Below are 24,475 nucleotides of genomic sequence, written 5' to 3'. Positions count from 1 at the left end.
ATCATTCGCCGAGGATCCAGGTGTCCTTGGTGCCGCCGCCCTGGCTGGAGTTCACGACCAGCGAGCCCTCGGTGAGCGCCACGCGCGTCAGCCCGCCCGGGACGATGCGAACCTTGTCGGCGCCGGTCAGGACGAAGGGACGCAGGTCGACATGGCGCGGCGCGATGCCGGAACCCACGAAGGTCGGACAGGTGGAGAGCGCCAAGGTCGGCTGGGCGATAAAATTGTCGGGCCGGCGCCTGAGCTTCTCGGCGAAGAGCCGTCGCGTCTCCGCGTCTGCCGCGGGCCCGACGAGCATGCCGTAGCCGCCGGAGCCGTTGACCTCCTTGACGACAAGCTCCTCGAGGTGATCGAGCACATAGGCGAGAGCCTCCGGCTCGCGGCAGCGCCAGGTCGGCACGTTCTGCAGGATCGGCTCCTCACCCAGATAGAAGCGCACGATCTCCGGCATGTAGCTGTAGATCGCCTTGTCGTCGGCGACGCCGGTGCCCACGGCGTTGGCGAGGCTAACGTTGCCGGCCCGGTAGGCCAGCATCAGCCCCGGCACGCCGAGAAGAGAATCCGGCCGGAAGACGAGCGGATCGAGAAAGTCGTCGTCGATGCGGCTGTAAATGACGTCGACCCGCTTAGGCCCCTGGGTCGTGCGCATGAACACCGTCTCGTCGCGCACGAAGAGGTCGCGGCCCTCCACCAGCTCGACGCCGAGCTTGTCGGCGAGGAAGGAGTGCTCATAGTAGGCGCTGTTGTATGGCCCCGGCGTGAGCAGCACTACACACGGCTCCTCGCCGCGGCGCGGCGCAATGGAATGCAGGGTGGCGAGCAACTCGTCGGGATAGCCATCTGCCGGGCGAACAGCTCGGGAAAGAGGCGGATCATCGCCTCCCGGTTCTCCAGCATGTAGGAAACGCCGGAGGGCGTGCGGGCATTGTCCTCGAGCACGTAGAACGTGTCGTCATCGACACGTACGACGTCGATGCCGGCAATGGCGACATAGACATCGCCGACCAGGCGCAGGTGCGCCATCTCCGGGCGGAAATAGGGATTGCGGAAGACAAGCTCCTCCGGGACGATGCCCGCGCGCACGATCTCACGATTGCCGTAGACGTCCCTGAGAAAGGCGTTGAGCGCCTTCACCCGCTGCTCGAGCCCGTGCGAGAGCCTGCGCCATTCGTCGGCCGCGAGGATGCGGGGAATAATGTCGAAGGGGATGAGCCGCTCCTGCGCCGCCTGCTCGCCGTAGACGGCGAAGGTGATGCCGATGCGGCGGAACAGAAGCTCCGCCTCCTTGCGCCGCTGATCAAGCAGGTCCGCCGGCGCATCGTCGAGCCACTGTTTCAGCGCCTCATAGCAGGGCTGCAACCCTCCCCGAAGCCGACCATCTCGTCGAAGGCTCCCGGCTTCATGTGCCCTCCCGCTTGTGCTGTCGTTGCGAGGAGAACCAATCAATTTGCGTGCCAGTTCACGTCCCAAAGCGCAAAACCTCGATGAGCCGCCATATCAACGCCCAAGAGTTGATCAAACTCGGCCCTGTCCGATTGAACACCCGACCTCCCCGGAACAGCCTGCCGGCTCTCGCATTCACACAGTGTATTGTCGTATTGTCGGCAGGCAGCAAAATTTTATGATTTTATCGATTCGTGAAATGCATGCGGGTCTGCACATGCTGCCATACCCGATCCCAGGGAATGAGGAGGCTCGCCTGCATTCCCTTGAGATGCTGGGCATCGTCGGCACACCGGCCAGGCCGGACTTCGATGCCGTCGTCCGGCTCGCTGCTTTTTTCTTCAATTGCCCGATCTGCGTGATCTCCTTCCTCGAGAAGGACAGGCAGTGGTTCAAGGCGCGGCAAGGGCTCGACATCGAGGAGACGCCGCGGTGCTACGCCTTCTGCATTTACGCCCCGGTCGAGAACGGCATCTTCCTCGTCAGAGATCTTCAGGCAGACCCGAACTTCGCAAACAACCCCTTCGTCCAGGGGCCGCCTTTTGCACGTTTCTACGCTGGCTGCCCGCTCCATGACGACGCCGGGCTGCGGCTCGGCACGCTGTGCCTGATCGACACGAAGCCGCGGGATTTCGATGCTGACCAGGCCCGGCTCCTGACGGAGTTCGGCCGGGTGGTCGAAGGGCTGATCCGGGCTCATGCCAATGCGGTCAAGCTCGCCCTGTCTGAAGCGAACGCCCGGCGGCAGAGCGAGGAGCTCGCCCGGCGCAACAGGCTGTTCGCGCAGACCGAGCGGCTCGCCTCACTGGGAGGATGGGAATACGACGCCGCAACCGGTGAGCTCACGTGGTCGGACGAATCCTACCGCCTCCACGGCCTCGAGGTCGGCAGCCCGCTCAAGCTCGACGCCGTTCTCGCGCGATACGAACCGAAGGCCGCCGCCGAGATCCGCCGTAAGCTGGAGGCGACGGTGAAGACCGGCGCCCCCTATTCCTTCGAGGCGGATCTCGTGACCGCCTCGGGCGAGCGGCGCACCATGCGCGCGGTGGGGGAACGTGTGGTCAGCAGCGAAGACGGCCATGTCCGCGTCATCGGCGTTGTCCAGGACGTGACGCACGAGATCGCGGCAACGCAAGCCCTCTGGCGGGCTGCGCATCTCGACGGGCTTACCGGCATCGCCAACCGCGCCGCCTTCAGGACGCACCTTGAGGCCGTGGTGGACCGGGCCTCCTCCCGCGGCGGGCGCGCCTCCCTCCTGCTGCTCGACCTCGACGGCTTCAAGGAGATCAACGACACCTGCGGCCACCACGTGGGCGACAGGGTGCTGATCGCGGTCGCGGAACGGCTGCGGCAGCTCTGCAACCGGGACATGTTCCTTGCCCGTCTCGGCGGTGACGAATTCGCCATCATCTTTGACGAGAGTGACGACGCGGACACTGCCGAGCGTGTCGCCGCACGCATCACCACCGCCATCCGCAAGCCCATCCGCATCGGCAACGACCGTCACTATGTGACGACAACGATCGGCCTCGCCTCCTATCCGGACGATGCCTCGACGGCCGACGACCTGCTGAAGTGCGCAGACGTCGCCCTCTACACCGCCAAGCGGCGCGAGCGTGGCGCGGTCGGCACCTATGCACCGGAAGTCGCGTCGCTGTTCGACGAACGACGGCTCGCGGTCGAAACGGTGCGCAAGGCTCTCGCGACCAACCGGCTGCTGCCGTTCTACCAGCCCATCGTGAAATTGCGGGACGACCGGCTCGTGGGCTACGAGGCGCTCGTGCGCATCCGCAACCGTGACGGCACGGTCCTGACGCCGCAGGCCTTCTCCCACGCCTTCGGAGACCAGGACAGCGCGCGGCGCATCGGCGAGCGTGTCCTCAGCCTGGTGACGGCACACCTTGCAGAGCTGCGCGCCGACGGTTTTGAAGGGCCGATCTCCATCGGCATCAATGCGAGCGCGGCGGAATTCGCAGGCGGCGACTATGCCGCGCGTTTCCTCAGCCAGCTGCGCATGCGCGACATTCCGCCCTCGTGGATAAAGCTCGAGGTCACCGAGACGGTGCTGATCGGCGAGCAGGCGCGCAACGTGCGCCTCGCGGTCGAGGAACTGAGTCGGGCGGGGGTGCCGATCGCGCTTGACGATTTCGGCACCGGCTATTCATCGCTGACACACCTCCGGGACTTCCCCATCGACTGCATCAAGATCGACCGTTCATTCGTCGCCGGAATCGGCAGGGAGGCGGAGAGCCCGGCTATCATCCGCGCGCTCATCGAGCTCGCACACAATCTCGGCCTGACGGTCACGGCAGAAGGTGTGGAGACGGACGTGCAGCTGGAGTTCCTGCGCGCCATCGGCTGCGACGCGGCGCAGGGCTTCCGGTTCAGCCAGGCCGGGCCGTTCGAGATGCTGCGTGCTCACCTGAGAGGGGAAAATCCCGGCGCTCTGCAGCAGACCGCACGGCTGCGCTGAGAACCGTGTCATAAGGCAAGGCTAGTGTTCGCCGGCTTCCTTGCTCACGCGCAGGTAATGCTCGGCAAACTGGTAGAAGCGTTCGGCCTCGATGCGGTGTCCGCTGCGCTCCTCGCCGCGGGCGAGCTCCAGATAGCGCTCATAGGCGCGTCGCGCCTCGGGGCCATTCGGCCGCCGGCCCGCGCGACGCGGACGGGCGGCCTGGGGGGATGGGTGGTTCATTGATCGTATCCGGGAAACCGGCCTTGCCGGCTTCCATTGCGCCGTGCCCGGCTCAGCCGAGCATATCGGCGACGATGCTGCGCAGCTCGTGCCGCGACAGGCCGCACGGTTCAGGACGCCAGGTTTCGTCGCGCAAGGCCGGTTCCTGCCCTCGGCGCAGCTGCGCCACGTTCGGTCGATGGGATGTCTCATGCCGCTGAACTCGCCCCGTCGCCACAATATGCGGCACCGGGCGCGTCCGAACGGCCGCGCTCTTCAAATTGTCCATAGTTCTCATGATATGTCCGCCGCAGGTATAAATGCGGCATTGTCCTTTTTGTTCTGGTTAGGCGGGCACCGGGGTGCGGTTTCTGCGGCCCCGAGATCAGCCATCCTCTTGGATTGGCAGTTCCTCCCGGCCCTATCGCATCCGCGTCAGGGCCTACCCGCAACGTTCATATGGGAGGACAATGTGGCGCTTTCAAGTCCCGCAACCATCGCGTGTCATGACAGGCGGCTGACGAGCACCTTGTCGATGCGCCGGCCGTCGAGGTCCACCACCTCGAACTTCCACGGGCCGAGCTGGAAGCTCTCCCCCACCTCCGGGAGATGGTTGAGCGTATTGAGGACAAGGCCGGCCACGGTCTCGAAATCGCCGTCCCGCTCGACGGGCGCGCCGATCTTGTCGGCAAACTCGTCAATCGGCATCCAGCCTGAGACGAGGAAGGAGCCGTCCTCGCGCACGACGTAGGGCGCCTCTTCCTCCCCCTCCTCGTGGAAGGCGCCGGTGATGGCCTCCAGAATGTCGGCCGACGTGATGATGCCCTCGAAGTGGCCGTATTCGTCGAAGACCAGCGCCATATGCACGGTCGAGGCCCGCATCGCCTGCAGGACATCAAGGGCACGGGCGTGGTCGGAGACGATCGGCACCTCCTGGATGATGCTGCGGATATCCGGCGTGTCGGAGGCGAGAAGCGGCACGAGATCCTTCACCGCGACGATGCCGATGATGCCGTCCGGCTCCTCCTCCCGCACTGGCAGGCGCGAGCGACGCGTTGTGCGCACCTGTTCCCGGATCGTCTCGATGTCGTCCGAGAGGTCGAGAAGCTCCACCTCGCGCCGCGGCGTCATCAGCGCCCTTGCCGTCCGGTCCGCGAAGCGCATCACGCCGGCAATCATGTCACGCTCCTGGCTTTCGAGGACACCCGCCTGCTCGGCCTCGGCGATGACGCTCTTCAGCTCCTCCTCCGTCACCGTCTCGTGCGAACGACCTCCCTGGCCAAGGAGACGCAGGACCGCGCCTCCGGACTTGTCGAGCAGCCACACCAGCGGCGCCGCAAGACGCGACAAGAGGGCCATGGCCGGGGCGACGCGCATGGCGATCCGCTCAGGATGGCGCAGGGCAATCTGCTTGGGCACGAGCTCGCCGACAATGAGCGACAGATAGGTGATCGCGACGACGACCACACCGACGCCGACGGCATCCGCCGCGCCGCGCGGCCAGCCGAGACCCTCGAGGATGTTCGCCAGCCGCACGCCGAGCGTCGCGCCTGAGAACGCACCCGACAGGATGCCGACGAGCGTGATGCCGATCTGCACCGTGGACAGGAAGCGGCCGGGTGTCTCGGCAAGCGACAGCGCGACACCGGCACCCTTCGAGCCCTGATTGTGGAGGACGCGCAACCGCGCCGGACGAGCGGAAACGACGGCCAGTTCCGACATGGCCAGGAGGCCGTTCAGGACCGTCAGCGCCACCACGAGGGCAAGCTCAAGTAACAAGAAGGCGCTCCATGATGCACGCGCGCAACCCATGGCGGCGGCTTCGCCTCATATGTGGACCACAGCCGCCGCGTGCGCCAGCCCCTTTTCCACAAGATCGCCGCGTGAATTTGATACGATTGTAAGAAGCGATTTACATATGTATAACCAAGTCGCATCCGAAACCGTCGATGAGCGGGTGACCTCATGGGCAAGGCTCTGTTTCTCCACGGCGCTCACGATGCACGAGTTGCCCCCTTCAACCTACGCGAAGGGCAGCCGGGCGAGGTGCTTCTGGAGGTGGCAGCCGTCGGCCTGTGCGGCAGCGACCTGCACTATTACAAGGACGGCGGTATCGGCTCGGCCAAGATTCTCAAGCCCTTCGTGCCAGGCCACGAGTTTGCCGGCTATCTCGCCGAGGATCTGCCGGCGCGCGGCCTCTCCCGCGGCGATCTCGTCGCCGTCGACCCCAACCACGCCTGCGGCCACTGCGACCATTGCCGCTCGGGCCACCCCAACCTGTGCCCCAACGTCCGTTTCATCGGCGCCCCGCCCTACGATGGCGCCATGACCGAGCGCATCTGGGTGCCGGAAGAGCTCATTGTGCCGCTCACGCCGCGCTTCACGCCGGAAGAGGCGGTGATGCTCGAGCCGCTCGGCGTCGCCATCCATGCGGTCGATCTCGCCAAGCCACGTCTTCTGGAAAGGGTGGCGCTCGTCGGCTGCGGCCCCATCGGCCTTCTCATCCTCCAGGTGCTGAAGGCCGCCGGCGCCGGCGAAATCCTCGCCGTCGATCCCCAAGCCCATCGCCGCGACCTCGCAGCAAAACTCGGCGCGGCCCGCACGGGAGCCTCGGTGGCCGAGATCCGCGAGTGGACCCATGGCGAGGGCTGTCCGCTCGTGCTGGAAGCCACCAATTCGCCCGATGGCTTCCGCGACGCCGTTCTCGCTGCCCGCATCGGCGGGCGCATCGTCCTTGTCGGCATCCCGGACGGGGACACCTATACGCTGCCGGCTGCCGAGGCGCGCCGGCGCGGCCTGAAGATCAAGTTCGCCCGGCGGATGGGCGAGGTCTATCCGCGGGCCATCGAACTCGTCGCGACCGGAAAGGTCGACGTGAACGCGCTGATCAGCCACCGTTTCACGCTGGACGAGGCGCCGGAGGCCTTCCGCCTGCACGCGGAAGACACTCCCGGCATGGTCAAGAGCATCATTTTTCCGAACGACAAAAGCCAGGGGAGGCGCTCATGAAACTGTTCACGCATGCTGCGGTCGGTGCGCTCGCACTCGCCGCCGCGGCCGTCTGCACACCGGCCGGGGCGCAGGAGTGGTCGCTCGAGAAGGCGGCCGAGCCCTACAAGGGCACGGAGATCAACGTCGTCTTCCTCGACCGTCCGGGCTATCGCGCCATCATCCAACTGCTGCCCGAGTTCGAGAAAAAGACCGGCATCAAGGTCAACTATGAAATCGTTCCCTACGAAAGCTCGCGCGAAAAGCAGGTCCTTAACTTCAGCTCCAACGGCGATCTGACCATCGCCCTCGTCGATCTCGTCTGGATCGGCGAGTTCGCCGAGAACGGCTGGATCGTGCCGATCGAGAAGTTCACCAGCGACCCGGCGATCACCGATCCCAAGCTCAACCTCGACGGCTTCTTCCCGCTGCTGCTCGATGCCTTCGGCTCTTGGGGCGGCAAGGTCTATGGCCTGCCGTTCGACAACTATTCGGGCCTGCTCTTCTACAACCAGTGCATGCTGAAGGAGGCCGGCTTCGACAGGCCGCCGGAGACCTGGCAGGAGCTCTACGAAGTCTACGGGCCCAAGCTCACCAACAAGGACAAGAACCAGTACGCCTTCGCGCTGCAGTCGCGCCGCGGCGAGACCCAGTCCGCAGACAGCTTCATGCGCGTGCTGTGGCCCTTCGGCGGCTCCCTGCTCGACAAGGAGTTCAAGTCGAACCTGCTGAGCAAGGAGAGCCAGGCGGGCCTCAAGTTCCGTCAGGACCTGATGAAATACATGCCGCCGGGCATCGTCTCCTATGACCATGCCGAGGCGGTCAACGCCCTCGCACAGGGCCAGGTCGCCATGATCACCGAATGGTCGGCCTTCTACTCGACGCTCATCGACCCGGCGACCTCGAAGATCGTCGACTGCCTCGCCGTGGCGCCCGAGCCCTCCGGCCCCGCCGGCCGCCTGCCTGCTCTCGGCGGCTTCTCGCTCGCCGTCGCCGCCCAGGCACCGGAGAAGGAGCAGAAGGCCTCCTGGCTCTTTATCCAGTGGGCGACGTCCGAGGAGATCGCCCGCGCCTACGTCGAGGCCGGCGGCGTCTCCGGCCGCAAGAGCGTCTACGAGGACCCCGACATCAAGGCCAAGTACAAGTTCGTCGAGCCGATGGTCGCCTCCTGGCAGAAGGGCGTGCCGGAGTTCCGTCCGCGCTTCCCCGCCTGGCCCGCGATCTCCGAGATCATCGCCGAGTGGGGCACCAAGATGATGCTCGGCGAGGTGTCGACCGAGGAAGGCGCCAAGGAGATCGGCACCCGCATGGAGGACATCCTCCGCAAGGAGGGGTACTACGACGGCAAGAAGGCGCTGCTGCAGTAACGAGAAGCCCCGCCGGCCCGGACGCGCCCGGGCCGGCGGCATCGGTCCCATCCGTCGCAGTACCGGTGGAGCCTTTCCATGTCCACGCTCTATCAGCGCGCGCTCGACGAGCTCGGCGCCGTCTTTTCCCGCATCGATGAGAAGGCCGTCGACGCCGCAGTCGAGCGCATCGCCGCGGCGCGGCGCATTGCCCTTTACGGGGTCGGCCGCGAAGGCCTACAGATCAAGGGCTTCGCGATGCGCCTCTTCCACCTCGGCCGCCAGGCCGCCGTGGTGGGCGACATGACGACGCCGCCCATCGGCCCGGGCGACCTGCTGATCGTCTCGGCCGGCCCCGGCGCATTCTCCACCGTTCTCGCCCTCATGGGGGAGGCGAAGAAGGCCGGCGCCTCCTGCCTCGTCGTCACCGCACAGCCGGGCGGCGAGGCCGCGAGGCAGGCCGACATGGTCCTGACCATCCCGGCCCAGACCATGGCCGACGACCGCGGCCCCACGACTTCCGTGCTGCCCATGGGCTCGCTCTACGAGGGCGCGCAATACATCCTCTTCGAGGTGATGATCCTCAAGCTCAGGGACAGGCTTGGCATCAGTCCCGAGGCCATGCGCGCCAACCACACCAATCTGGAATAGGGACGGGATGAGCGTCGAGGGACAGGCTTTGGCACAGGACGCGGCCCGGGCGGGGCCGGCACGCAGGCACCGGCTCGACCACGGCCGCTGGACGCCGTTCTTCTTCCTCGCGCCGGCAGTGGTGACGCTGCTCGCGATCGGCCTCTATCCGATGCTGTTCGCGCTCGTCACCTCCTTCCGCCGCTACAACATCACGCGGGCGCGGGAGGGCTTTCCCTTCGTCGGTTTCGAGAACTACAGCCGCGTGCTGAGCGACCAGACGTTCTGGGACACGCTGCTGCTGACGGGCCGGTTCTTCATCACCGTCATGCCGATCCAGGTGGTGCTCGGCCTCGTCATCGCGCTGATGCTGCACCGGCCGGGCTGGGGCTTCATGCGCTCACTGGCGCGCGTCTCGCTCGTCGTGCCGCTCGCCACGACCTATGCGGTCGTCGGCCTCCTCGGCAACCTCATCTTCAACCGCAACTTCGGCGTCGCCAACCAGTTCCTGTCCTGGTTCGGCTTCGCTCCCTTCGACTGGCTCGGCAACCCGAGCGGCGCCTTCGCCGCCATCGTCATCATGGACGTGTGGCAGTGGACGCCGTTCTGCGCCCTCATATTCCTGTCGGGGCTTTCCATGGTGCCCGTCGACATCGAGGAGGCGGCCCGGCTGGAGACGAAGAGCCACTGGGCCCTGCTGCGCCACGTGCAGCTGCCCTACCTGCTGCCTGGCCTCACCGCCATGCTGATCCTGCGTTCGGCGGATGTGCTGAAGCTCTTCGACATGATCTTCACCATGACGCGCGGCGGGCCGGGCACGGCGACGGAGCTCATCTCCATCTACATCCAGCGTGTCGGCTTTCGCGTCTTCGATCTCGGGGCGGCGTCCGCGCAGGCGATCCTGCTGCTCCTGCTCACGATCCTCCTGAGCCGGCTCTACATCCGTATCTTCTACCGGGAGATCCAGTGATGGTGTCGCGCCCCGCAGCGCGCTTCGCGCATCTGGCCGGCCTGGTGCTGGTCTTCGTCTTCGCGATGTTCCCGTTCTACTGGATGGTCTCGTCGAGCTTCAAGGACCAGGCGGACCTGCTTGCCTCGCCGCCCATGTGGCTGTTCGAGCCAACCATCAAGCACTACGCCGAGATCCTGGCCGACCAGAAGGTAACGAGTGCTATCGTCAACTCGCTCATCGTCGCTGTTTCCACGACGGCGCTCGCCGTCCTGCTCGGCACGCCGGCGGCCTATGCGCTTGCGCGCTTTGAGTTCCGCGGCAAGTCGGACCTGTGGTTCTGGTTCATCTCCAACCGCATGATCAGCCCGATCGTGCTCGCCCTGCCGGTCTATCTGCTGGCCCAGTCGCTCGGCCTGCTCGACACGCACCTTGTCCTCATCCTCATCTACCTCACCTTCAATCTGCCCATCGTGGTGTGGATCTGCACGGACCAGTTCCGCTCCATCCCGCCGGAGCTTGAGCAGGCGGCCCGGCTCGAGGGGGCAAGGCAGTTCGACATCTTCTGGCGCATCTACCTGCCGCTCGGCCTGCCGGGCGTCGCGGTGTCCGCCATCTTCAGCTTCATCTTTTCGTGGAACGAGCTGCTCTACGCGCTCGTCCTCACCCGCCGCAACGTGCAGACGGCTCCGGTGGCGGCCACGAGCTTCATGTCCGGCTACGAACTGCCCTGGGGCAAGATCATGGCGACCGGCACGGTCATCGTGCTGCCGGTCACCATCTTCGCCCTCGTCGTCTCGCGGCACATGATCCGCGGCCTCACCATGGGCGCGACCAAATAGGGAGACCACGATGGCACTCGGCATCAATCTCTCCTTCTGCGTCAAGCGCTGGGTGACGCCCGCGCTTTGGGCGCGGCTCGTGCGCGAGGAGCTCGGCCTGGGGCTCGTGCAGCTCTCCTTCGACCTCGTCGACCCGATGTGGCCGGACGACGTGCTCGACAAGGTGGCGGCCGACACGCGCAAGGCCTGCGCCGATCACGGCATCACCTTGCACAGCGGCTTTGCCGGCCTTGCCGCCTACACGTTCAACCTGCTGCTCCATCCCGAGCCTGCCGTGCGCGACGCCTCCGAGCGGTGGCTCACCCGCGCCTATGCCTTCTGCGAGAAGGCGGGCATCCGCGCCGCTGGCGGCCCGGTGGGCGCCATCGCCGCGCGCCCGGACGCCGTGGAGGCGGACGCGATCCCCGAGGCGGACTACGCCGACCTCGTCGCGCGCCTGACGCGCCTGGCCGACAGGGCAAAGGCGCATGGGCTCACCGAACTCTACATCGAGCCGACGCCGCTGCGTCGCGAATGGCCCTGGACGCCCGCGCAGGCGCGCCGCCTGATGGCGGATCTCGCCGGCACGGCTGTCCCGTGGCGCTACTGTTTCGACTGGGGCCACGCCATCCTGACGCCGCCCTACACGGCCGAGGAGGCGCGGGCCGAGCCATGGCTGGAGGCGGTCGCAGGCGACATCGGTGCCGTGCACATCCAGCAGAGCGACGGACGCCTCGACCGCCACTGGGACTTTACCGAACAGGGCATCGTCGACCCCGCGGCGGTGGCGGCCACGCTCGCGCGTTTCGGGCTTGCCGACCGGCCCGTCTTCCTCGAAGTCTTCTACCCGTTTGAGGAAACGGACGCCGTGGTGCTCGACAGGGTTCGCCGCTCGGTCGCGGCGCTCACGAGCGCCTTCGGCAGGGACTGATGCAATGAACGATCCGGTCGCGGGCACCGCCATGGCCGAGGCGCCGCGCGCTGCCAAGCGCAGCTTTGGCGACGAGGTCGCGGCCCGCGTGGTGTGGTACTATTACGTCGGCAACCTGACCCAGCAGGAGATCGGCGACCGGCTGGGGCTCACGCGCCTGCGCGTCAACAAGATCATCGGCCAGGCGCGCATGGACGGCTCCGTGCGCATCGAGGTGCGCCTGCCGCTCGCCTCCTGCGTCGCGCTGGAGGAGGAGCTCGCCGCCCGCTACGGCCTCGCGGAGGTGGCGGTGGTGCCGGCGGTACCGGGCTACGAGGACCAGCAGCGCGTCATCGGTGAGGCGGCGGGCGCGATGCTGAGCCGTCTCATGGCCGACGGCCAGTCCATCGGCATCGGCTGGGGGCGCACGCTGAGCGCCAGCGTCGCGAGCCTCGGCCGACGGCGTCTGCCTGCGAGCCGCGTGGTGTCGCTCATGGGCGGGCTCACCCGCGGCTCCGGCACCAACACGTTTGAAGTAGCGACACGACTCGCCGAGGCCATCGGCGGCGAATGCCACTATCTCGCCGCACCCATCTATTGCCCGAGCGAGCATAGCCGCAACGACCTGCTCACCCACTACGGCCTCGCCGACGTGATGCGCCGGGCACGCGCCGTCGACATCGCCCTCGTCTCCTGCGGCGACGTCTCCAGCCATTCGCTGCTCGCCACCACGCAGACGGTGCGTGAGTATCAGCACGACCTGGAGGCCCTGGGCACTGTCGGCGATCTGCTCGGCACCTTCCTCGACGCGCGCGGCCAGCCCATTCCCCACCGGCTCAACCAGTGCGTCATGGCCCTCTCGCCGCAGGAGCTGAAGGCCGTCGCACACTCCATCCTCGCCTCGGGCGGGCTCAACAAGGCGCCCGTCGTGCACGCCATCCTGACAGGCGGCTATGTCAACCGCCTCGTCACCGACGAGGACTGCGCCCGTGCCATCCTCGCCATGCCGCTGGAGAAGGCGCCATGACGCAAGCCCCCCAGCTCCTGCTCGCCGTCGATGTCGGCACACTCTCGGCCCGTGCCGGCCTGTTCGACCTCACCGGCCGGCTGCTCGCCACCGCCGCCTGCGAGTTCCCCCTGCTGCGCCCGGCCGAGCACCAGGCCGTCTACCGCATGGACGACATCTGGCAGGCGGTGGAGGAAGCGATCCGGCGCTGCCTCACGTCAGCGGGCGCGGATGCGGCCCGGCGTGTCGCCGGCCTCGCCTTCGACGCCACCTCCTCCCTCGCCCTGTCCTACGAGGGGTCGCCGCCGCTCGCCGGCGACGCGGACGTCTTCTGCTGGATGGACCATCGCGGCGAGGCGGAGGCCGAGGAAATCGGGGCAACGGGCGACTGGCTGCTCGACTATACCGGCGGCTCCATGTCGCCGGAGATGCACACGCCCAAGCTCGCCTGGCTGGCGCGGCATGACCCGCAGGCATTCGCCCGCGTCAGCGGCGTGCGCGACCTGTGCGACGAGCTCGCCCGCCGCGCTACCGGCGAGGACCATCATTCGCTGTGCGGCCTCGCCTGCAAGTGGGCCTATCTGCCGGCCGACGCCGAGCCGTGGCGCCACGCCCTGCTGGAGCGGCTCGGCCTCGCACGCCTGCCGCGGCTCGGCGCGCTGCCCGAGGGCCCCCTGCCCGTCGGCCGCCGGCACGGTCGGGTGATGGAGGCCGTCGCTGCACGGCTCGGCCTGCCTGCCGGCACGCCGGTCGCCATCGGCCTCATCGACGCCGAAGCGGGGACGCTCGGCGTCCTTGGTCGCGGCTTCGCCGCCAGCATGAACCGCACGGTGGCACTCATCGGCGGCACGTCCACCTGCTACATGGCCTTCGCACCGGACGAGCGGCGCATCCCCGGCGTCTGGGGGCCGTTCAAGGACGCCGTATTCCCCGGCTACTGGCTGCACGAGGCCGGCCAGTCGCTCGCCGGGGCTGCGCTCGATTCCGTGCTCGCCCACCATCCCGGGGGGCCGCACCGCGCCTCGGCCGAGGAGCATGCCGCCGCTGTCCGCGACATCCTCGCCCTGCTGGAGGCGGAAGGGCCGGCCTTCGCCGCGCGCCGCCATCTTGTGCCCGACTTTCTCGGCAACCGCTCGCCGCTCGGCGACGGCAGCGTGCGCGCCCTCCTCGTCGGCGTTGGCGAGGACACGAGCCGCCGCGCCTTCCTGGAGGCCTACTACGCCACTGCCCGCGCGCTCGCCCTGCAGGCCCGGCACATCATCGAGCATCTCAACGCCCACGGCTATGCGCTCGACCGCGTCGCCCTGTCGGGCGGGCACGTGCGCAATCCGCTCATGGTGCGGCTCTATCGCGACGCGCTCGGAGATGCCTCGCTCGTCCTCAGCGACAGCACCGAGCCGGTGCTGCTCGGCACGGCCATGGTCGCCGCAGTCGGCGCCGGCCTTCAGCCCGATCTCTTCGCCGCACTCGAGGCCATGGCCCCGGCGCAGGAAAGACTAACTCCGGACCCGCGCTGGCGCGCCGCGCACGAGGCGGCCTACCGCCTCTATCTGAAGCTGTTCGCCTTCCGCAACGAGATCGAGCGGGAGGCGAAGGCTCTCGCCGCCCCCGGCCAGGACTGACGAAAGGAGCCCGCCCGACATGAGCTTTCTCAAGCTCGAGAAGATCGTGAAACGCTTCGGCGACGCGACGGTCATTGACAATGTCGACATCGACGCCGAGCGCGGCGAGTTCGTCGTTTTCGTCGGCCCCTCCGGCTGCGGCAAGTCCACCCTGCTGCGCATGGTGGCCGGGCTCGAGGAAGTGACGGCGGGGGACATCTACCTCGACGGCGTGAACGTGACCTACACGGAGCCGGCCGACAGGCAGGTGTCCATGGTCTTCCAGTCCTACGCGCTGTTCCCGCACATGAGCGTGCGCGACAACATCTCCTTTGGCCTGCGCATGGCCAAGACGCCGCGCGAGGAAATCGACCGGCGCGTGGCCGAGGCCGCGCGCATCCTGCAGATCGAGAACCTGCTGGAGCGCAAGCCGCGCCAGCTCTCCGGCGGCCAGCGGCAGCGCGTCGCCATCGGCCGCGCCATCGTGCGCAATCCCAAGCTCTTCCTCTTCGACGAGCCGCTGTCCAATCTCGATGCCGAGCTGCGCAGCCAGATGCGCGTGGAGATCGCGCGCCTGCACCGCAACCTCGGCGTCACCATGGTCTACGTCACCCACGACCAGGTGGAGGCGATGACGCTCGCCGACCGCATCGTGGTCCTGCGCGCCGGCAAGGTGGAGCAGATCGGCTCCCCGGCCGACCTCTACGAGCGGCCTGACAACATGTTCGTCGCCGGCTTCATCGGATCGCCGAAGATGAACTTCCTCAAGGCTTCTGTCGCGGCGGTGAACGGCGGCACCGTCACGGTGCGCCACCCGGCGCTCGACGCTGACCTGACGCTGCCGACGCGCCATGAGCCGGCGGTGAAGCCGGGCGACGAGGTTGTGCTCGGGCTGAGACCGGAGCATCTCGCCGTCGGCGACGGCGGAGCTGCGCGCCTTACCCTGCGTGGCGAGTTCGCCGAAAGCCTCGGCGCCACCTCGCAGCTCTATGCGCAGACCGGTAGCGGCGAGACGATGATCCTGCAGGTTCCCGGCCGCCGCTCCCTCGCGGCGGGTGAGGAGATCCGCGCCGGGTTCGATCCCGCCCATGCCTACCTCTTTGACAGCACCGGTCGCGCCATCTGATCGGAGACCACCATGGCGACCTTCCTCGGGCTCGATATCGGAACCTCCTCGGTCAAGGCCCTGCTGCTCGACGACCGCCAGACGGCCGTGGTTGAGGCCACCGTCCCGGTCGGCATCTCGCGTCCCCATCCGCTGTGGTCCGAGCAGGATCCCGAGGAGTGGTGGCAGGCGACGCTCACCGCGGCGGCAAAGGTGCGGGACGCTGCGCCAAGGCAATGGCAGGACCTTGCCGGCATCGGCCTCTCCGGCCAGATGCACGGTGCCACGCTGCTCGACGGCAACGGGCGCGTGCTGCGCCCCGCCATCATCTGGAACGACGGGCGCTGCGCCGCCGAATGCCGCGAGCTGCACGAGAAGGTGCCGGACTTCACGCGCCGCGCCTCCAACATTGCCATGCCCGGCTTCACGGCACCGAAGCTGCTGTGGGTGCAAAAGCACGAGCCGGAGGTCTTCGCGGCGACGCGCAAGGTGCTGCTGCCGAAGGACTACATCCGCTTCCGCCTCACGGGCGGCTACGTGTCCGAGATGTCGGACGCTGCCGGCACGCTGTGGCTCGACGTCGCCGCCCGCCGCTGGGACGACGTGCTGATCGAGGCGTGTGGCCTGACGCGCGCCCACATGCCCGACCTTGTCGAGGGGTCGGACCTCTCGGGCCATCTCTGCGCCGAGGCGGCGGCGCTCCTCGGCCTTTCCGGCCGGCGCGTACCGGTGGCCGGCGGCGGCGGCGACAACGCCGCCTCGGCCGTCGGCATTGGTGCAACCCGGGCGGGCGAGGGCTTCCTCTCCCTCGGAACCTCGGGCGTGCTCTTCGCCGTCACCGACCGGCTCACCGCCTTGCCGGAACGCACGCTGCACGCCTTCTGCCACGCCCTGCCCGGTCGCTGGCACGGCATGGCCGTGACGCTGGCAGCGGCCTCGGCGCTCACCTGGGTCGCCAACCTCGTCGGCCGCGGCGGCGACATCGCCGGCCTCCTTGCCGATGTGGAGCGCTTTGCCACCAGCGAGCGCAACCGCATCCACGCGCCCATCTTCCTGCCCTACATCACGGGCGAGCGCACGCCGCACAACGATGCCGACGCCACCGGGCTGTTCGCCGGCCTGCGCGCCGAGCATGGGCCGGAGGCGTTCACCTATGCCGTGCTCGAGGGCGTCGCCTTCGGCCTCGCAGACGATCTCGACGTGCTCAACGAGGCCGGCGCCCGGCTCGAGAGCTGCATGCTCGTCGGCGGCGGCTCGCGCAGCCGCTTCTGGGGCCAGATGCTCGCGGACATCCTCGGCCTGCCGCTCGACCTGCCGGCGGGCGCCGAGGCGGGCGCGGCGCTGGGCGCGGCGCGGCTCGGCATGCTTGCCGCTGGGGCCGGCAGCGAGGCAGAAGTCTGCCGCAAGCCGCCGATACGCGAGCGCTTCTTGCCGCGCGGGCCCGACGGATATGCCGAGCGCCTCGCGCGCTTCCGCAGGCTCTATCCGGCCGAAAAGGCCACGCGCGGCGCGCACGCCTGACGCCCCTGTTGGCATTCGCCATTGTGATCACAGCCGGCAGGCGTATATCGGATGCGACAGGTTTCACCCAGGCAGGGCATCTCATGACCACGCACCAGCGCTCCATCGTCGCATCCATCGATCCCGTGAAGCTCGACAGGCTGGCGGAAGTCGCCGTCAAGGTCGGCCTGCAGCTTCGCGAAGGGCAGGACCTGTTCCTCACCGCGCCGGTCGCCGCCCTGCCGCTCGTGCGGCGCATCGCCGAGCACGCCTACAAGGCCGGCGCCGGCCTCGTCACGCCCATCCTGTCCGACGAGGAGCTGACGCTCGCGCGCTACCGCTTCGCCAACGACGCGAGCTTCGACCGCGCCCCCGCCTGGCTCTACGAGGGCGTCGCCAAGGCCTTCTCCGCCAACACGGCTCGCCTCGCCATCGTCGGCGACAATCCCATGCTGCTTGCCGGGCAGGATCCGGCCAAGGTCTCCCGCGCCAACAGGGCGAATTCGCTCGCCTACCAGCCGGCGCTGGAGAAGATCGCAGGCTTCGACATCAACTGGAACATCGTCGCCTACCCCACAGCGTCCTGGGCCCGGCAGGTCTTCCCCGGCGAGGAGGAGCACGTGGCGGTGGCGCGACTCGCCGAAGCCATCTTCGCCGCCTCCCGCGTCGATGGCGAGGATCCGATAGGGGCGTGGCAGGCGCACAATGCGGCGCTCAAACTGCGCACGTCCTGGCTCAACGGCGAGCGGTTCGCGGCGCTGCACTTCACCGGGCCGGGCACGGACCTCACCGTTGGCCTCGCGGACGGCCACGAGTGGCACGGCGGCGCCTCCACGGCCAAGAACGGCATCACCTGCAACCCCAACATCCCCACCGAAGAAGTGTTCACGACGCCGCACGCCGCACGCGTCGAGGGCCACGTCGTCAGCACCAAGCCGCTGTCCTACCAGGGCACGCTGATCGACGGGATCCAGGTGCGTTTCGAGGGCGGGCGCATCGTCGAGGCCCGGGCGAGCCGCGGCGAGGAGGTGCTGAACAAGGTGCTCGACACGGACGAGGGCGCGCGGCGCCTCGGCGAGGTGGCACTGGTGCCGCATTCCTCGCCCATCTCGAAGAGCGGGCTCCTCTTCTACAACACGCTCTTCGACGAGAATGCCGCCTGCCACATCGCGCTCGGCCAGTGCTACGCCAAGTGCTTCGAGCGCGGCAGCGAGCTGACGGCGGACGAGATCGCGGCCCGCGGCGGCAACAAGAGCCTCATCCACATCGACTGGATGATCGGCTCCGACGAGATCGACATCGACGGCATCAGGCAGGACGGCACGCGCGTGCCCGTCTTCCGCAAGGGCGAGTGGGCGTAGGGACGTCGAGCCCTCACCGGGTGGGGCGGTGCATCGAGCGCCACATCAGCCGCGTCTGACCGGCGGGAGAACATCTCGTCTACTTCTCGCATGACGGAACGGTGAAAAGCGCGCCGCGGCACAGACAGCCGCGCCCTATCATCCCGCGCGGCCTTCGCGCTCCTCCTGTTGCCGTCGCCAGGTCTCGTAGAGATCCGGGCGCCCGTCGAGCCGGACGGGGCTGTGGGCGATGGTCATCGACTGCTGGGCGAACGGACGGGCGAGATCGGCGTAGATCGCCGCCGTCGACAGGCCGTGCGGCGCACCGTCCTCGTTCGAATAGGCGTAGAAAACGGCGCCGACGCCCGACAGGCGCATGGCCGCGAGACACATCGGGCAGGGATGGCCGCTGGCATACACCGTGCAGCCGCGCAGATCGGGCGTGCCGAGCCGGCGCCCTGCCTCCCTGAGGGCGAGCAGCTCCGCATGTGCCGTCGGATCGAGCGTCGCGACCACCTCGTTGACGCCGGTGGCGACAACCTCTCCATCCCTGACAACGACCGCGCCGAAGGGCCTTCCGCCCCGCGCCACGTTGGCGAAGGCGAGCTCGATCGCCTCACGGAGGAAGCGTTGTGCCTGCGACGTGTCCCGTTCCGCGGCCATGGCCCTCACCTCCTCCTGCCGGATCCCGACGGAAGTCTAGCGCCACGGCCGGCGTGCTCAAACGGCGGAGCACCTCACCGCCTCGCCGCATCGGCGAGGATGAGGTCCGCCCCCTTCTCCGCGATCATGAAGACTGCCGCCTGGGTGTTGGCTGAGACGATGGTGGGCATGATCGACGCATCGACGACGCGCAGGCCCTCAAGCCCACGCACCCTGAGCTGCGGGTCGACGACGGCCCGCTCGTCCGTTCCCATCCGGCAGGTGCCGCAGGCGTGGTAGATTGTCTGGCCGTTACTGCGCGCGAAGTCGAGCCAGTCGTCGTAGCTGCGGCAGTCGGCGCCGGGGCTCATCTCGTAGGCGCGGAAGGGATCCATGGCCGGCTGCTCGATGATGCGGCGCGCGATGCGCATGCCCTCCACGATGCAGTCCCGGTCGACCTGCGTGGACAGAAAGTTCGGGCGGATTACCGGCGGTTCGAAAGGATTCGCCGAGCGCGCGTGGATGCTGCCCCGGGATTCCGGCCGCAGCTGCGTGACGCCGATGGTCATGCCCGGCTCGCGGTCGAGCTTGCGCTCGGCAGCGTTGGCATAGCTCGCGTGCATGAAGAAGTACTGCACGTCCGGCCCGGCAAGATCCGGCCGCGTCTTGACGAAACCGTGTGCGAGGCCGGTGCCGAGCGTCAGGATGCCCTTCCGCGTCAGGAAATATTGTGCGACCGCGAGCAGGAGGCGGTAGCCGCGCGTCGCCTCGTTGAGCGTCACCTTCTGCTTCACGCGCCAGTTCATGCGCGTGCAGAAGTGGTCGATGTAATTGGCCCCGACGCCGGCCAGCGCATGCCGCACGGGCACGCCGAGCCCGGCGAGCACCGCCGGATCGCCCACGCCCGACAGCTCGAGGAGCTGCGGCGTCTGAATGGCGCCGGCGGCAAGGATGACCTCGCCACGGGCCCGGACGCTGACATCGCGCCCCCCGCTGCGATAGGTGACGCCCACCGCCCTGCGGCCTTCGAAATCGATGCGCAGCACATGCGCATGGGTGCGCACGGCAAGGTTCGGCCGGCCGCGGGCAGGATGCAGATAGGCGTCGGCCGCGCTGACGCGCCGGCCGTTGCGCTGGTTGACCTGGTAGTAGCCGAAGCCTTCCTGGTCGCGGCCGTTGTAGTCCCTGTTCTGCCGGAAGCCGGCCTGCTGCGCCGCCGCGATAAAGGCCTCAGCCAGCACCGGCCGCTCGGCCACCGTCGTGATGGGAAGCGGACCATCGCGGCCACGGGTCTCGTCACCCTCGCCGCCGAAGGCCTCCAGCCTGCGGAAATAGGGCAGGACGTCGTCATAGCTCCAGCCCGTGCAGCCCATCTGCGCCCATGTGTCGTAGTCCTGCGGCTGGCCGCGCACGTAGATCATGCCGTTGATGAGCGTGGAGCCGCCGAGGCCCTTGCCACGAGGAATGGCGATGGTGCGGCCCTTGACGTTGTCCTCGGGCTCGGTAGCGAAGCGCCAGTTGTAGACATCGTCGACGAGCAGCTTGCTGAACCCGGCGGGGATCGGGATCCAGAAGCCGTTGTCGGGCCCGCCGGCCTCCAGCAGAAGCACGCTGTGACGCCCCCCGGCGCTCAGCCGGGCGGCCAGGACGCAGCCGGCATTGCCGCCGCCGACGATGACGAAATCGAAAGTCTCCATGTCGTCCATGCTCATCGCTTCACCGGGCGGCTCGCGCGATCATTCCGCCCCTCATCACGCCAGTGCCTCCAGCACCGCCGGGTCGAGCGGCCGCCCCTTCTCAGCCATCGTCCGCGCAATACCCGCGGCGATCTCCGCAGGGCCGGCGAAAGCGGCGCGTTCCAGCACCTTGGAAATGGTGGGCGAGGCCTCGCGGCCATGCACCCGCTGCACCGGCTGGTCGAGCCAGTCGAGATAGCGACGCTGGATCTCGTCGGCGAGCATGCCGCCGTAGGAGGTGCCGCGCGCGCCCTGCTCCACGATGAGCACGTTGTGCGTACGGCGGATGCTGTCGCCGACCGTTTCCCAGTCGAGGCCGAGGCGATCGAGCGTGCGCAGGTCGATGACCTCTGCATCGACGCCGAGCGCCACCACCGTCTCCAGCGTGCGATGGACCATCGCGGAATAGGTGAGGATGGTCATCTCCGTGCCGGGCCGGACGATGCGCGCCCGCCCGAGCGGGACGAGATAGTCGAGGTCGTCCGCCGGCACCTCCTCCATCATCGGGTAGAGATCGACATGCTCGATGACGAGGACGGGGTCGCGGCAGAGGAGCGCCGCATTCATCAGCCCCACGTAGTCGAAGGCTGTCGCCGGCGCCACGATGCGCCAGCCGGGCGCGGTGGCGAAGATGCCGGCAGGGTCGAGCGAATGCTGCGAGCCGTAGCCGGTGCCCATGGCGATCTTGGTGCGCAGGACGAGCGGCACGTCCGTGTCGTCCCCGAACATGTGGCGCGCCTTGCCCACCTGGTTGAACACCTGGTCAGCCGCGACCCACATGAAGTCCGGGTACATGAACTCGATGATCGGCCGGTAGCGCCCGTCGATGGCGAGCCCGCCGGCAAGGCCGGTGAAGGCACCCTCGCTGATCGGCGTCCCAAGCACGCGGCCGGGGAAGGCGTCGGCGAGGCCGCGCGTCGCCCCGTTGGTGCCGCCCTTGAGGCGGTGCACGTCCTCGCCCATGAGGATGAGGGAAGGGTCCGTGGCGAAACGGCGGTGGAGCACGTCCGCGATGGCATCGACGAAGCGGCGCTGCACCATCGGCAGGCGCCGCGCCTCCTCCTCGCCGCGGCGTCCGGGCGGGTGAGCCGGCAGGGGCGCACGGATGCCCACGTCGACGAAGGCCTTGTCCGGCCACAGGGACGGGCGGATGCGCCGGCGGTTGCCCTCCGGCTCGACGAGCCGCCCGGCGACATCGCGCATCAGCGCCTCGCAACGGTTCCGCAGATCGGCGACGGCCGCCTCGTCAATGAGCCTGCGGCGGATCATCTCGTCGGCGGTGCGCTTGAGGGGATCGCGCGCGCGCCACGCCGCCTCCTCCTCCTTCGTCCGGTATCCGAAGGCCGAACCGGGGAAGGGACCGTTCTGGTGGAAGTAGCGGTACACCTCCACCTCGATGAGGGCCGGCCCTCGCCCCTCGCGCAGCAGTGCCACGGCCTCGCTGGTGGCGAGATAGACGGCGAGCGGGTCCATGCCGTCCACGCGCCAGGCGGGAATGCCGAAGCCCGGCGCGCGGGCGGAGAGGCGCGCCTCGCGCGTCACCTCCTCTACATGGGTGGCGACGGCGTAGAGATTGTTCTCGACGAAGAAGAGGAGCGGCAGCGACCAGGCAGCGGCGAGGTTGAGCGTCTCCAGCGTCGCGCCGATGTTCATGGCCCCGTCGCCGAAGCAGGTGACGGTGATGTCACCGGTACCGGCGAGCTGGTGGGCCATGGCGGCTCCGGCCGCGAGCGGCACGCCGCCGCCCACGATGGCGTTGGTGCCGAGCGCCCCGGCCTCAGCCCAGCGCAGGTGCATCGAACCGCCACGCCCGTGGCCGAAGCCGGGCTCGAGCCCGAGGATTTCCGCCAGCGTCCGGTAGAGCACCTGGTCGACGGCGTCTGGAAATGCGCCCGTCGCGTCGAGCTGCGGCGCTGCATAGCCGAGCGCCTTGGCGAGGAACTGGTGATGGCCGCGGTGCGAACCGTTGACCTGGTCACTCGCCCGCAGCCCGACGATGGAGCCGACCGCCCCGCCCTCCTGGCCGATGGAGGAATGCGCCGGCCCGTGCACCAGCCCCTCGCCCGCCAGCTCCAGCACCTTCTCCTCGAAGGCGCGAATCAGGTGCATCTGCGCCAGCATCTTGCCGAGAAGCGCCGGATCGGCCGCATCCCAGTCCTCCGGGCCCGTCGCCAGCGCCGTCCAGGGCGCCGTTACGGACAATGACGTGCGGGTGACCATGGGCTGCCCCTAGATGTATCCGTAGGCGGTCCAGCCTCCGTCGACGCCGGCGACCTGGCCGGTGATGGCGATGGCTTCGTCCGATGCCAGGAAGGCCGCGAGGCGGGCAACCTCTTCCGGGCGGATGAGGCGGCCGATGGGCGTGCGGCCTTCCATGGCCTTGGGGTCGAGGCGGCCCCGCGCGATGAGATCCTCGAGAAAGGGCGTGCGCACGTAGCCCGGAGCGATGGCGTTGACGCGCACGCCGTGACGCGCCCATTCGATGGCGAGCGCCTTGGCCATCATGGCGACGCCCGCCTTCGACACGCAGTAGCCGACGCGCTCGGGGGCCGCGACGACGCCGTACATGGAGGATACGAGCAGGATGACGCCGCGCCCGCGCGGCACCATGCGCCGGCCCGCCTCCTGCGCGGTGACGAAGACGCCGTCGAGGTTGACGCTCATTACCCGGCGCCAGCCGGCGTAGTCGAGCTCCAACGTCGGGCAGTTCTGCGACACGCCCGCATTGGCGACGACAATGTCGAGCGGCCCCAGGCTCTGCTCCACCGCGTCGTAGATCCGCGCCACGGCGCCAGGATCCTCGACGCTGCCCGTATGCAGCTCAACGCCGGCCGGCAGGGCCGAAGCGACCTGCGGGTCGCGGTCGAGCACCGCCACGCGCGCGCCGCGCTCGGCAAAGAGCCGCACCATGGCCAGGCCAATGCCGGAACCGCCGCCGGTTACCAGTGCAACGCGGCCGGCAAGGTCATGAGAGCGATCGGTCGTCATGCGCGCATCCCCAGGAAATCGGCCATCAGGTCGAGCTGGCATTCGAGCATCGGCTTGCCCGGATGGACCCGGCAGCCGCGCGCCCGTGCCTCGGCCATGAGCCTGGTCTCGGCCGGCTGCATGATGATCTCGGCCACGGTCTGTGCGCCCGTCAGTCCGGTCAGGTCGACAGGCAGCGGGTCGTCCTCGCGCAGGCCGAGCGAGGTCGCGTTCACGACGAGGTCGTAGCCGCCGACGCCGGCCGGCTCCGTCGTCAGGGGCAGCGCGGGGAAGGCCTGCCTCAGGCGCGCGGCCAGATCATCGGCCTTCGCCCTCGTGCGGTTGGAAATGGCGAGGCGCGTCACCCCGGCCTCGGCAAGGGCGAAGGCGATGGCGTTCGCAGCCCCGCCCGCCCCGGCGAGGAAGGCGCTCTTGCCGGCGGGCTCGATGCCCTCGCGACGCAGGCCGGCAACGAAGCCCCTGCCGTCGAGCATGTCGGCAACGAGCCGGCCGTCCGCCTCGCGCCGCACGCAGTTGGAGGCGCCGACGCGCCGGACGGTCTCGGAGACCTCGTCGCACAGGGCGACGATCGCCGTCTTGTGCGGCACGGTGACGACGAAGCCGCCGAAGTTGCGCACGTTCCGCATGGCGCCGACGACGGCCGAAAGCTCGCCTGCGCCGACGTGCATCGGCACCATGACGCCGTCTACGCCGCGCGCCGCCATGATGGGATTGAGCGCCTGCGGCGTCTTCACATGGTGGATCGGGTCGGCAAGGATGGCCCAGACCCGCGTGGTTCCGGTGATGTTCATGATGC

The 24,475-nt window shown here is 68.5% G+C and carries 20 protein-coding genes and 1 pseudogene; 12 read left to right on the top strand and 9 right to left on the bottom strand.

Features of this window, described 5'->3' with window-relative positions:
• Window position 1: 1 nt before the first annotated feature.
• Window positions 2-1,403: pseudogene (locus HNQ73_RS16690) on the bottom strand (circularly permuted type 2 ATP-grasp protein).
• 311 nt (window positions 1,404-1,714) lie between these two features.
• On the opposite strand from HNQ73_RS16690, the gene HNQ73_RS16685 reads away from it, so the two are divergent.
• Window positions 1,715-3,916, top strand: a complete 2,202-nt coding sequence (locus HNQ73_RS16685; RefSeq protein WP_183336342.1) for a sensor domain-containing phosphodiesterase — start codon at window positions 1,715-1,717, stop codon at window positions 3,914-3,916.
• A gap of 21 nt (window positions 3,917-3,937) precedes the next feature.
• Here HNQ73_RS16685 and HNQ73_RS16680 read toward each other — a convergent pair whose 3' ends face one another.
• From HNQ73_RS16680 to HNQ73_RS16670, 3 genes are all read right to left on the bottom strand, one after another.
• Window positions 3,938-4,138 (bottom strand): DUF4167 domain-containing protein, encoded by a 201-nt coding sequence (locus HNQ73_RS16680; protein ID WP_183336341.1) that lies wholly within the window; start codon window positions 4,136-4,138, stop codon window positions 3,938-3,940.
• 52 nt (window positions 4,139-4,190) lie between these two features.
• The gene (locus HNQ73_RS16675) at window positions 4,191-4,406 is read right to left on the bottom strand and encodes a hypothetical protein (RefSeq protein ID WP_183336397.1); all 216 of its coding nucleotides are present in this window, start codon (window positions 4,404-4,406) and stop codon (window positions 4,191-4,193) included.
• A 215-nt stretch (window positions 4,407-4,621) separates the two neighbouring features.
• Entirely contained in the window at window positions 4,622-5,896 is a 1,275-nt protein-coding gene (locus tag HNQ73_RS16670) for a hemolysin family protein (protein ID WP_276513671.1), read from the bottom strand.
• 186 nt (window positions 5,897-6,082) lie between these two features.
• On the opposite strand from HNQ73_RS16670, the gene HNQ73_RS16665 reads away from it, so the two are divergent.
• The 11 genes from HNQ73_RS16665 to HNQ73_RS16615 all read left to right on the top strand — a co-directional run bounded on the left by HNQ73_RS16665 (window position 6,083) and on the right by HNQ73_RS16615 (window position 18,334).
• A complete protein-coding gene (locus tag HNQ73_RS16665; RefSeq protein ID WP_183336339.1) occupies window positions 6,083-7,126 on the top strand; it encodes a zinc-dependent alcohol dehydrogenase in 1,044 nt (347 codons plus the stop codon).
• Entirely contained in the window at window positions 7,123-8,472 is a 1,350-nt protein-coding gene (locus HNQ73_RS16660) for an ABC transporter substrate-binding protein (protein ID WP_183336338.1), read from the top strand. Before HNQ73_RS16665 ends, HNQ73_RS16660 begins: the two co-directional genes overlap by 4 nt.
• A 78-nt stretch (window positions 8,473-8,550) precedes the next feature.
• Window positions 8,551-9,102 carry an SIS domain-containing protein gene (locus tag HNQ73_RS16655; RefSeq protein WP_183336337.1) on the top strand — a complete coding sequence of 184 codons (552 nt, stop codon included), beginning with the start codon at window positions 8,551-8,553 and terminating at the stop codon, window positions 9,100-9,102.
• A gap of 7 nt (window positions 9,103-9,109) precedes the next feature.
• Window positions 9,110-10,051 carry a carbohydrate ABC transporter permease gene (locus tag HNQ73_RS16650; RefSeq protein WP_183336336.1) on the top strand — a complete coding sequence of 314 codons (942 nt, stop codon included), beginning with the start codon at window positions 9,110-9,112 and terminating at the stop codon, window positions 10,049-10,051.
• Window positions 10,051-10,872, top strand: coding sequence for a carbohydrate ABC transporter permease (locus tag HNQ73_RS16645; RefSeq protein ID WP_183336334.1), 822 nt, complete (start codon window positions 10,051-10,053; stop codon window positions 10,870-10,872). The genes HNQ73_RS16650 and HNQ73_RS16645 overlap by 1 nt, the downstream gene beginning before the upstream one ends.
• A 10-nt stretch (window positions 10,873-10,882) precedes the next feature.
• Window positions 10,883-11,782: a sugar phosphate isomerase/epimerase family protein gene (locus HNQ73_RS16640; protein WP_183336333.1), complete on the top strand. Its 900-nt coding sequence runs from the start codon at window positions 10,883-10,885 to the stop codon at window positions 11,780-11,782.
• 4 nt (window positions 11,783-11,786) lie between these two features.
• Complete coding sequence (locus tag HNQ73_RS16635; RefSeq protein WP_210305373.1) at window positions 11,787-12,788, top strand: sugar-binding transcriptional regulator; 1,002 nt, start codon at window positions 11,787-11,789, stop codon at window positions 12,786-12,788.
• Window positions 12,785-14,389 (top strand): FGGY-family carbohydrate kinase, encoded by a 1,605-nt coding sequence (locus tag HNQ73_RS16630; RefSeq protein WP_183336331.1) that lies wholly within the window; start codon window positions 12,785-12,787, stop codon window positions 14,387-14,389. The genes HNQ73_RS16635 and HNQ73_RS16630 overlap by 4 nt, the downstream gene beginning before the upstream one ends.
• A 19-nt stretch (window positions 14,390-14,408) precedes the next feature.
• On the top strand, window positions 14,409-15,494 hold the full coding sequence (locus tag HNQ73_RS16625) for an ABC transporter ATP-binding protein (RefSeq protein ID WP_183336329.1): 1,086 nt from the start codon (window positions 14,409-14,411) through the stop codon (window positions 15,492-15,494).
• A gap of 12 nt (window positions 15,495-15,506) precedes the next feature.
• Complete coding sequence (xylB, locus tag HNQ73_RS16620) at window positions 15,507-16,994, top strand: xylulokinase (protein ID WP_183336327.1); 1,488 nt, start codon at window positions 15,507-15,509, stop codon at window positions 16,992-16,994.
• Between the two features lie 83 nt (window positions 16,995-17,077).
• Complete coding sequence (locus HNQ73_RS16615; RefSeq protein WP_183336325.1) at window positions 17,078-18,334, top strand: aminopeptidase; 1,257 nt, start codon at window positions 17,078-17,080, stop codon at window positions 18,332-18,334.
• A 138-nt stretch (window positions 18,335-18,472) separates the two neighbouring features.
• Here the strand turns inward: HNQ73_RS16615 and HNQ73_RS16610 are convergent, their stop codons facing one another.
• The 5 genes from HNQ73_RS16610 to HNQ73_RS16590 form a co-directional block, all read right to left on the bottom strand.
• Complete coding sequence (locus tag HNQ73_RS16610; protein ID WP_183336323.1) at window positions 18,473-18,976, bottom strand: nucleoside deaminase; 504 nt, start codon at window positions 18,974-18,976, stop codon at window positions 18,473-18,475.
• A 74-nt stretch (window positions 18,977-19,050) separates the two neighbouring features.
• Entirely contained in the window at window positions 19,051-20,667 is a 1,617-nt protein-coding gene (locus HNQ73_RS16605) for a GMC family oxidoreductase (RefSeq protein ID WP_244650011.1), read from the bottom strand.
• Window positions 20,668-20,706: 39 nt separating this feature from the next.
• The gene (locus tag HNQ73_RS16600; RefSeq protein ID WP_183336321.1) at window positions 20,707-22,911 is read right to left on the bottom strand and encodes an alpha-ketoacid dehydrogenase subunit alpha/beta; all 2,205 of its coding nucleotides are present in this window, start codon (window positions 22,909-22,911) and stop codon (window positions 20,707-20,709) included.
• Between the two features lie 9 nt (window positions 22,912-22,920).
• Window positions 22,921-23,679, bottom strand: coding sequence for an SDR family NAD(P)-dependent oxidoreductase (locus tag HNQ73_RS16595; protein ID WP_183336319.1), 759 nt, complete (start codon window positions 23,677-23,679; stop codon window positions 22,921-22,923).
• The gene (locus HNQ73_RS16590) at window positions 23,676-24,470 is read right to left on the bottom strand and encodes a shikimate dehydrogenase family protein (RefSeq protein WP_183336317.1); all 795 of its coding nucleotides are present in this window, start codon (window positions 24,468-24,470) and stop codon (window positions 23,676-23,678) included. Before HNQ73_RS16590 ends, HNQ73_RS16595 begins: the two co-directional genes overlap by 4 nt.
• Window positions 24,471-24,475 lie beyond the last annotated feature (5 nt).

Source organism: Chelatococcus composti (assembly GCF_014201415.1).
Classification (GTDB): Bacteria; Pseudomonadota; Alphaproteobacteria; order Rhizobiales; family Beijerinckiaceae; genus Chelatococcus_A; species Chelatococcus_A composti.
The sequence above is the reverse complement of the archived record's forward strand: the minus strand, read 5'-3'. Positions and strand labels throughout refer to the sequence as shown.

What these genes read in the sequence shown, in the direction of transcription:
- HNQ73_RS16685 (WP_183336342.1), top strand. Translation starts at nt 1,715, where the DNA reads ATGCTGGGCATCGTCGGCACACCGGCCAGGCCGGACTTCGATGCCGTC.
- HNQ73_RS16680 (WP_183336341.1), bottom strand. Translation starts at nt 4,138, where the DNA reads ATGAACCACCCATCCCCCCAGGCCGCCCGTCCGCGTCGCGCGGGCCGG.
- HNQ73_RS16675 (WP_183336397.1), bottom strand. Translation starts at nt 4,406, where the DNA reads ATGGACAATTTGAAGAGCGCGGCCGTTCGGACGCGCCCGGTGCCGCAT.
- HNQ73_RS16665 (WP_183336339.1), top strand. Translation starts at nt 6,083, where the DNA reads ATGGGCAAGGCTCTGTTTCTCCACGGCGCTCACGATGCACGAGTTGCC.
- HNQ73_RS16660 (WP_183336338.1), top strand. Translation starts at nt 7,123, where the DNA reads ATGAAACTGTTCACGCATGCTGCGGTCGGTGCGCTCGCACTCGCCGCC.
- HNQ73_RS16655 (WP_183336337.1), top strand. Translation starts at nt 8,551, where the DNA reads ATGTCCACGCTCTATCAGCGCGCGCTCGACGAGCTCGGCGCCGTCTTT.
- HNQ73_RS16650 (WP_183336336.1), top strand. Translation starts at nt 9,110, where the DNA reads ATGAGCGTCGAGGGACAGGCTTTGGCACAGGACGCGGCCCGGGCGGGG.
- HNQ73_RS16645 (WP_183336334.1), top strand. Translation starts at nt 10,051, where the DNA reads ATGGTGTCGCGCCCCGCAGCGCGCTTCGCGCATCTGGCCGGCCTGGTG.
- HNQ73_RS16640 (WP_183336333.1), top strand. Translation starts at nt 10,883, where the DNA reads ATGGCACTCGGCATCAATCTCTCCTTCTGCGTCAAGCGCTGGGTGACG.
- HNQ73_RS16635 (WP_210305373.1), top strand. Translation starts at nt 11,787, where the DNA reads ATGAACGATCCGGTCGCGGGCACCGCCATGGCCGAGGCGCCGCGCGCT.
- HNQ73_RS16630 (WP_183336331.1), top strand. Translation starts at nt 12,785, where the DNA reads ATGACGCAAGCCCCCCAGCTCCTGCTCGCCGTCGATGTCGGCACACTC.
- HNQ73_RS16625 (WP_183336329.1), top strand. Translation starts at nt 14,409, where the DNA reads ATGAGCTTTCTCAAGCTCGAGAAGATCGTGAAACGCTTCGGCGACGCG.
- xylB (WP_183336327.1), top strand. Translation starts at nt 15,507, where the DNA reads ATGGCGACCTTCCTCGGGCTCGATATCGGAACCTCCTCGGTCAAGGCC.
- HNQ73_RS16615 (WP_183336325.1), top strand. Translation starts at nt 17,078, where the DNA reads ATGACCACGCACCAGCGCTCCATCGTCGCATCCATCGATCCCGTGAAG.
- HNQ73_RS16610 (WP_183336323.1), bottom strand. Translation starts at nt 18,976, where the DNA reads ATGGCCGCGGAACGGGACACGTCGCAGGCACAACGCTTCCTCCGTGAG.
- HNQ73_RS16605 (WP_244650011.1), bottom strand. Translation starts at nt 20,667, where the DNA reads ATGAGCATGGACGACATGGAGACTTTCGATTTCGTCATCGTCGGCGGC.
- HNQ73_RS16600 (WP_183336321.1), bottom strand. Translation starts at nt 22,911, where the DNA reads ATGGTCACCCGCACGTCATTGTCCGTAACGGCGCCCTGGACGGCGCTG.
- HNQ73_RS16595 (WP_183336319.1), bottom strand. Translation starts at nt 23,679, where the DNA reads ATGACGACCGATCGCTCTCATGACCTTGCCGGCCGCGTTGCACTGGTA.
- HNQ73_RS16590 (WP_183336317.1), bottom strand. Translation starts at nt 24,470, where the DNA reads ATGAACATCACCGGAACCACGCGGGTCTGGGCCATCCTTGCCGACCCG.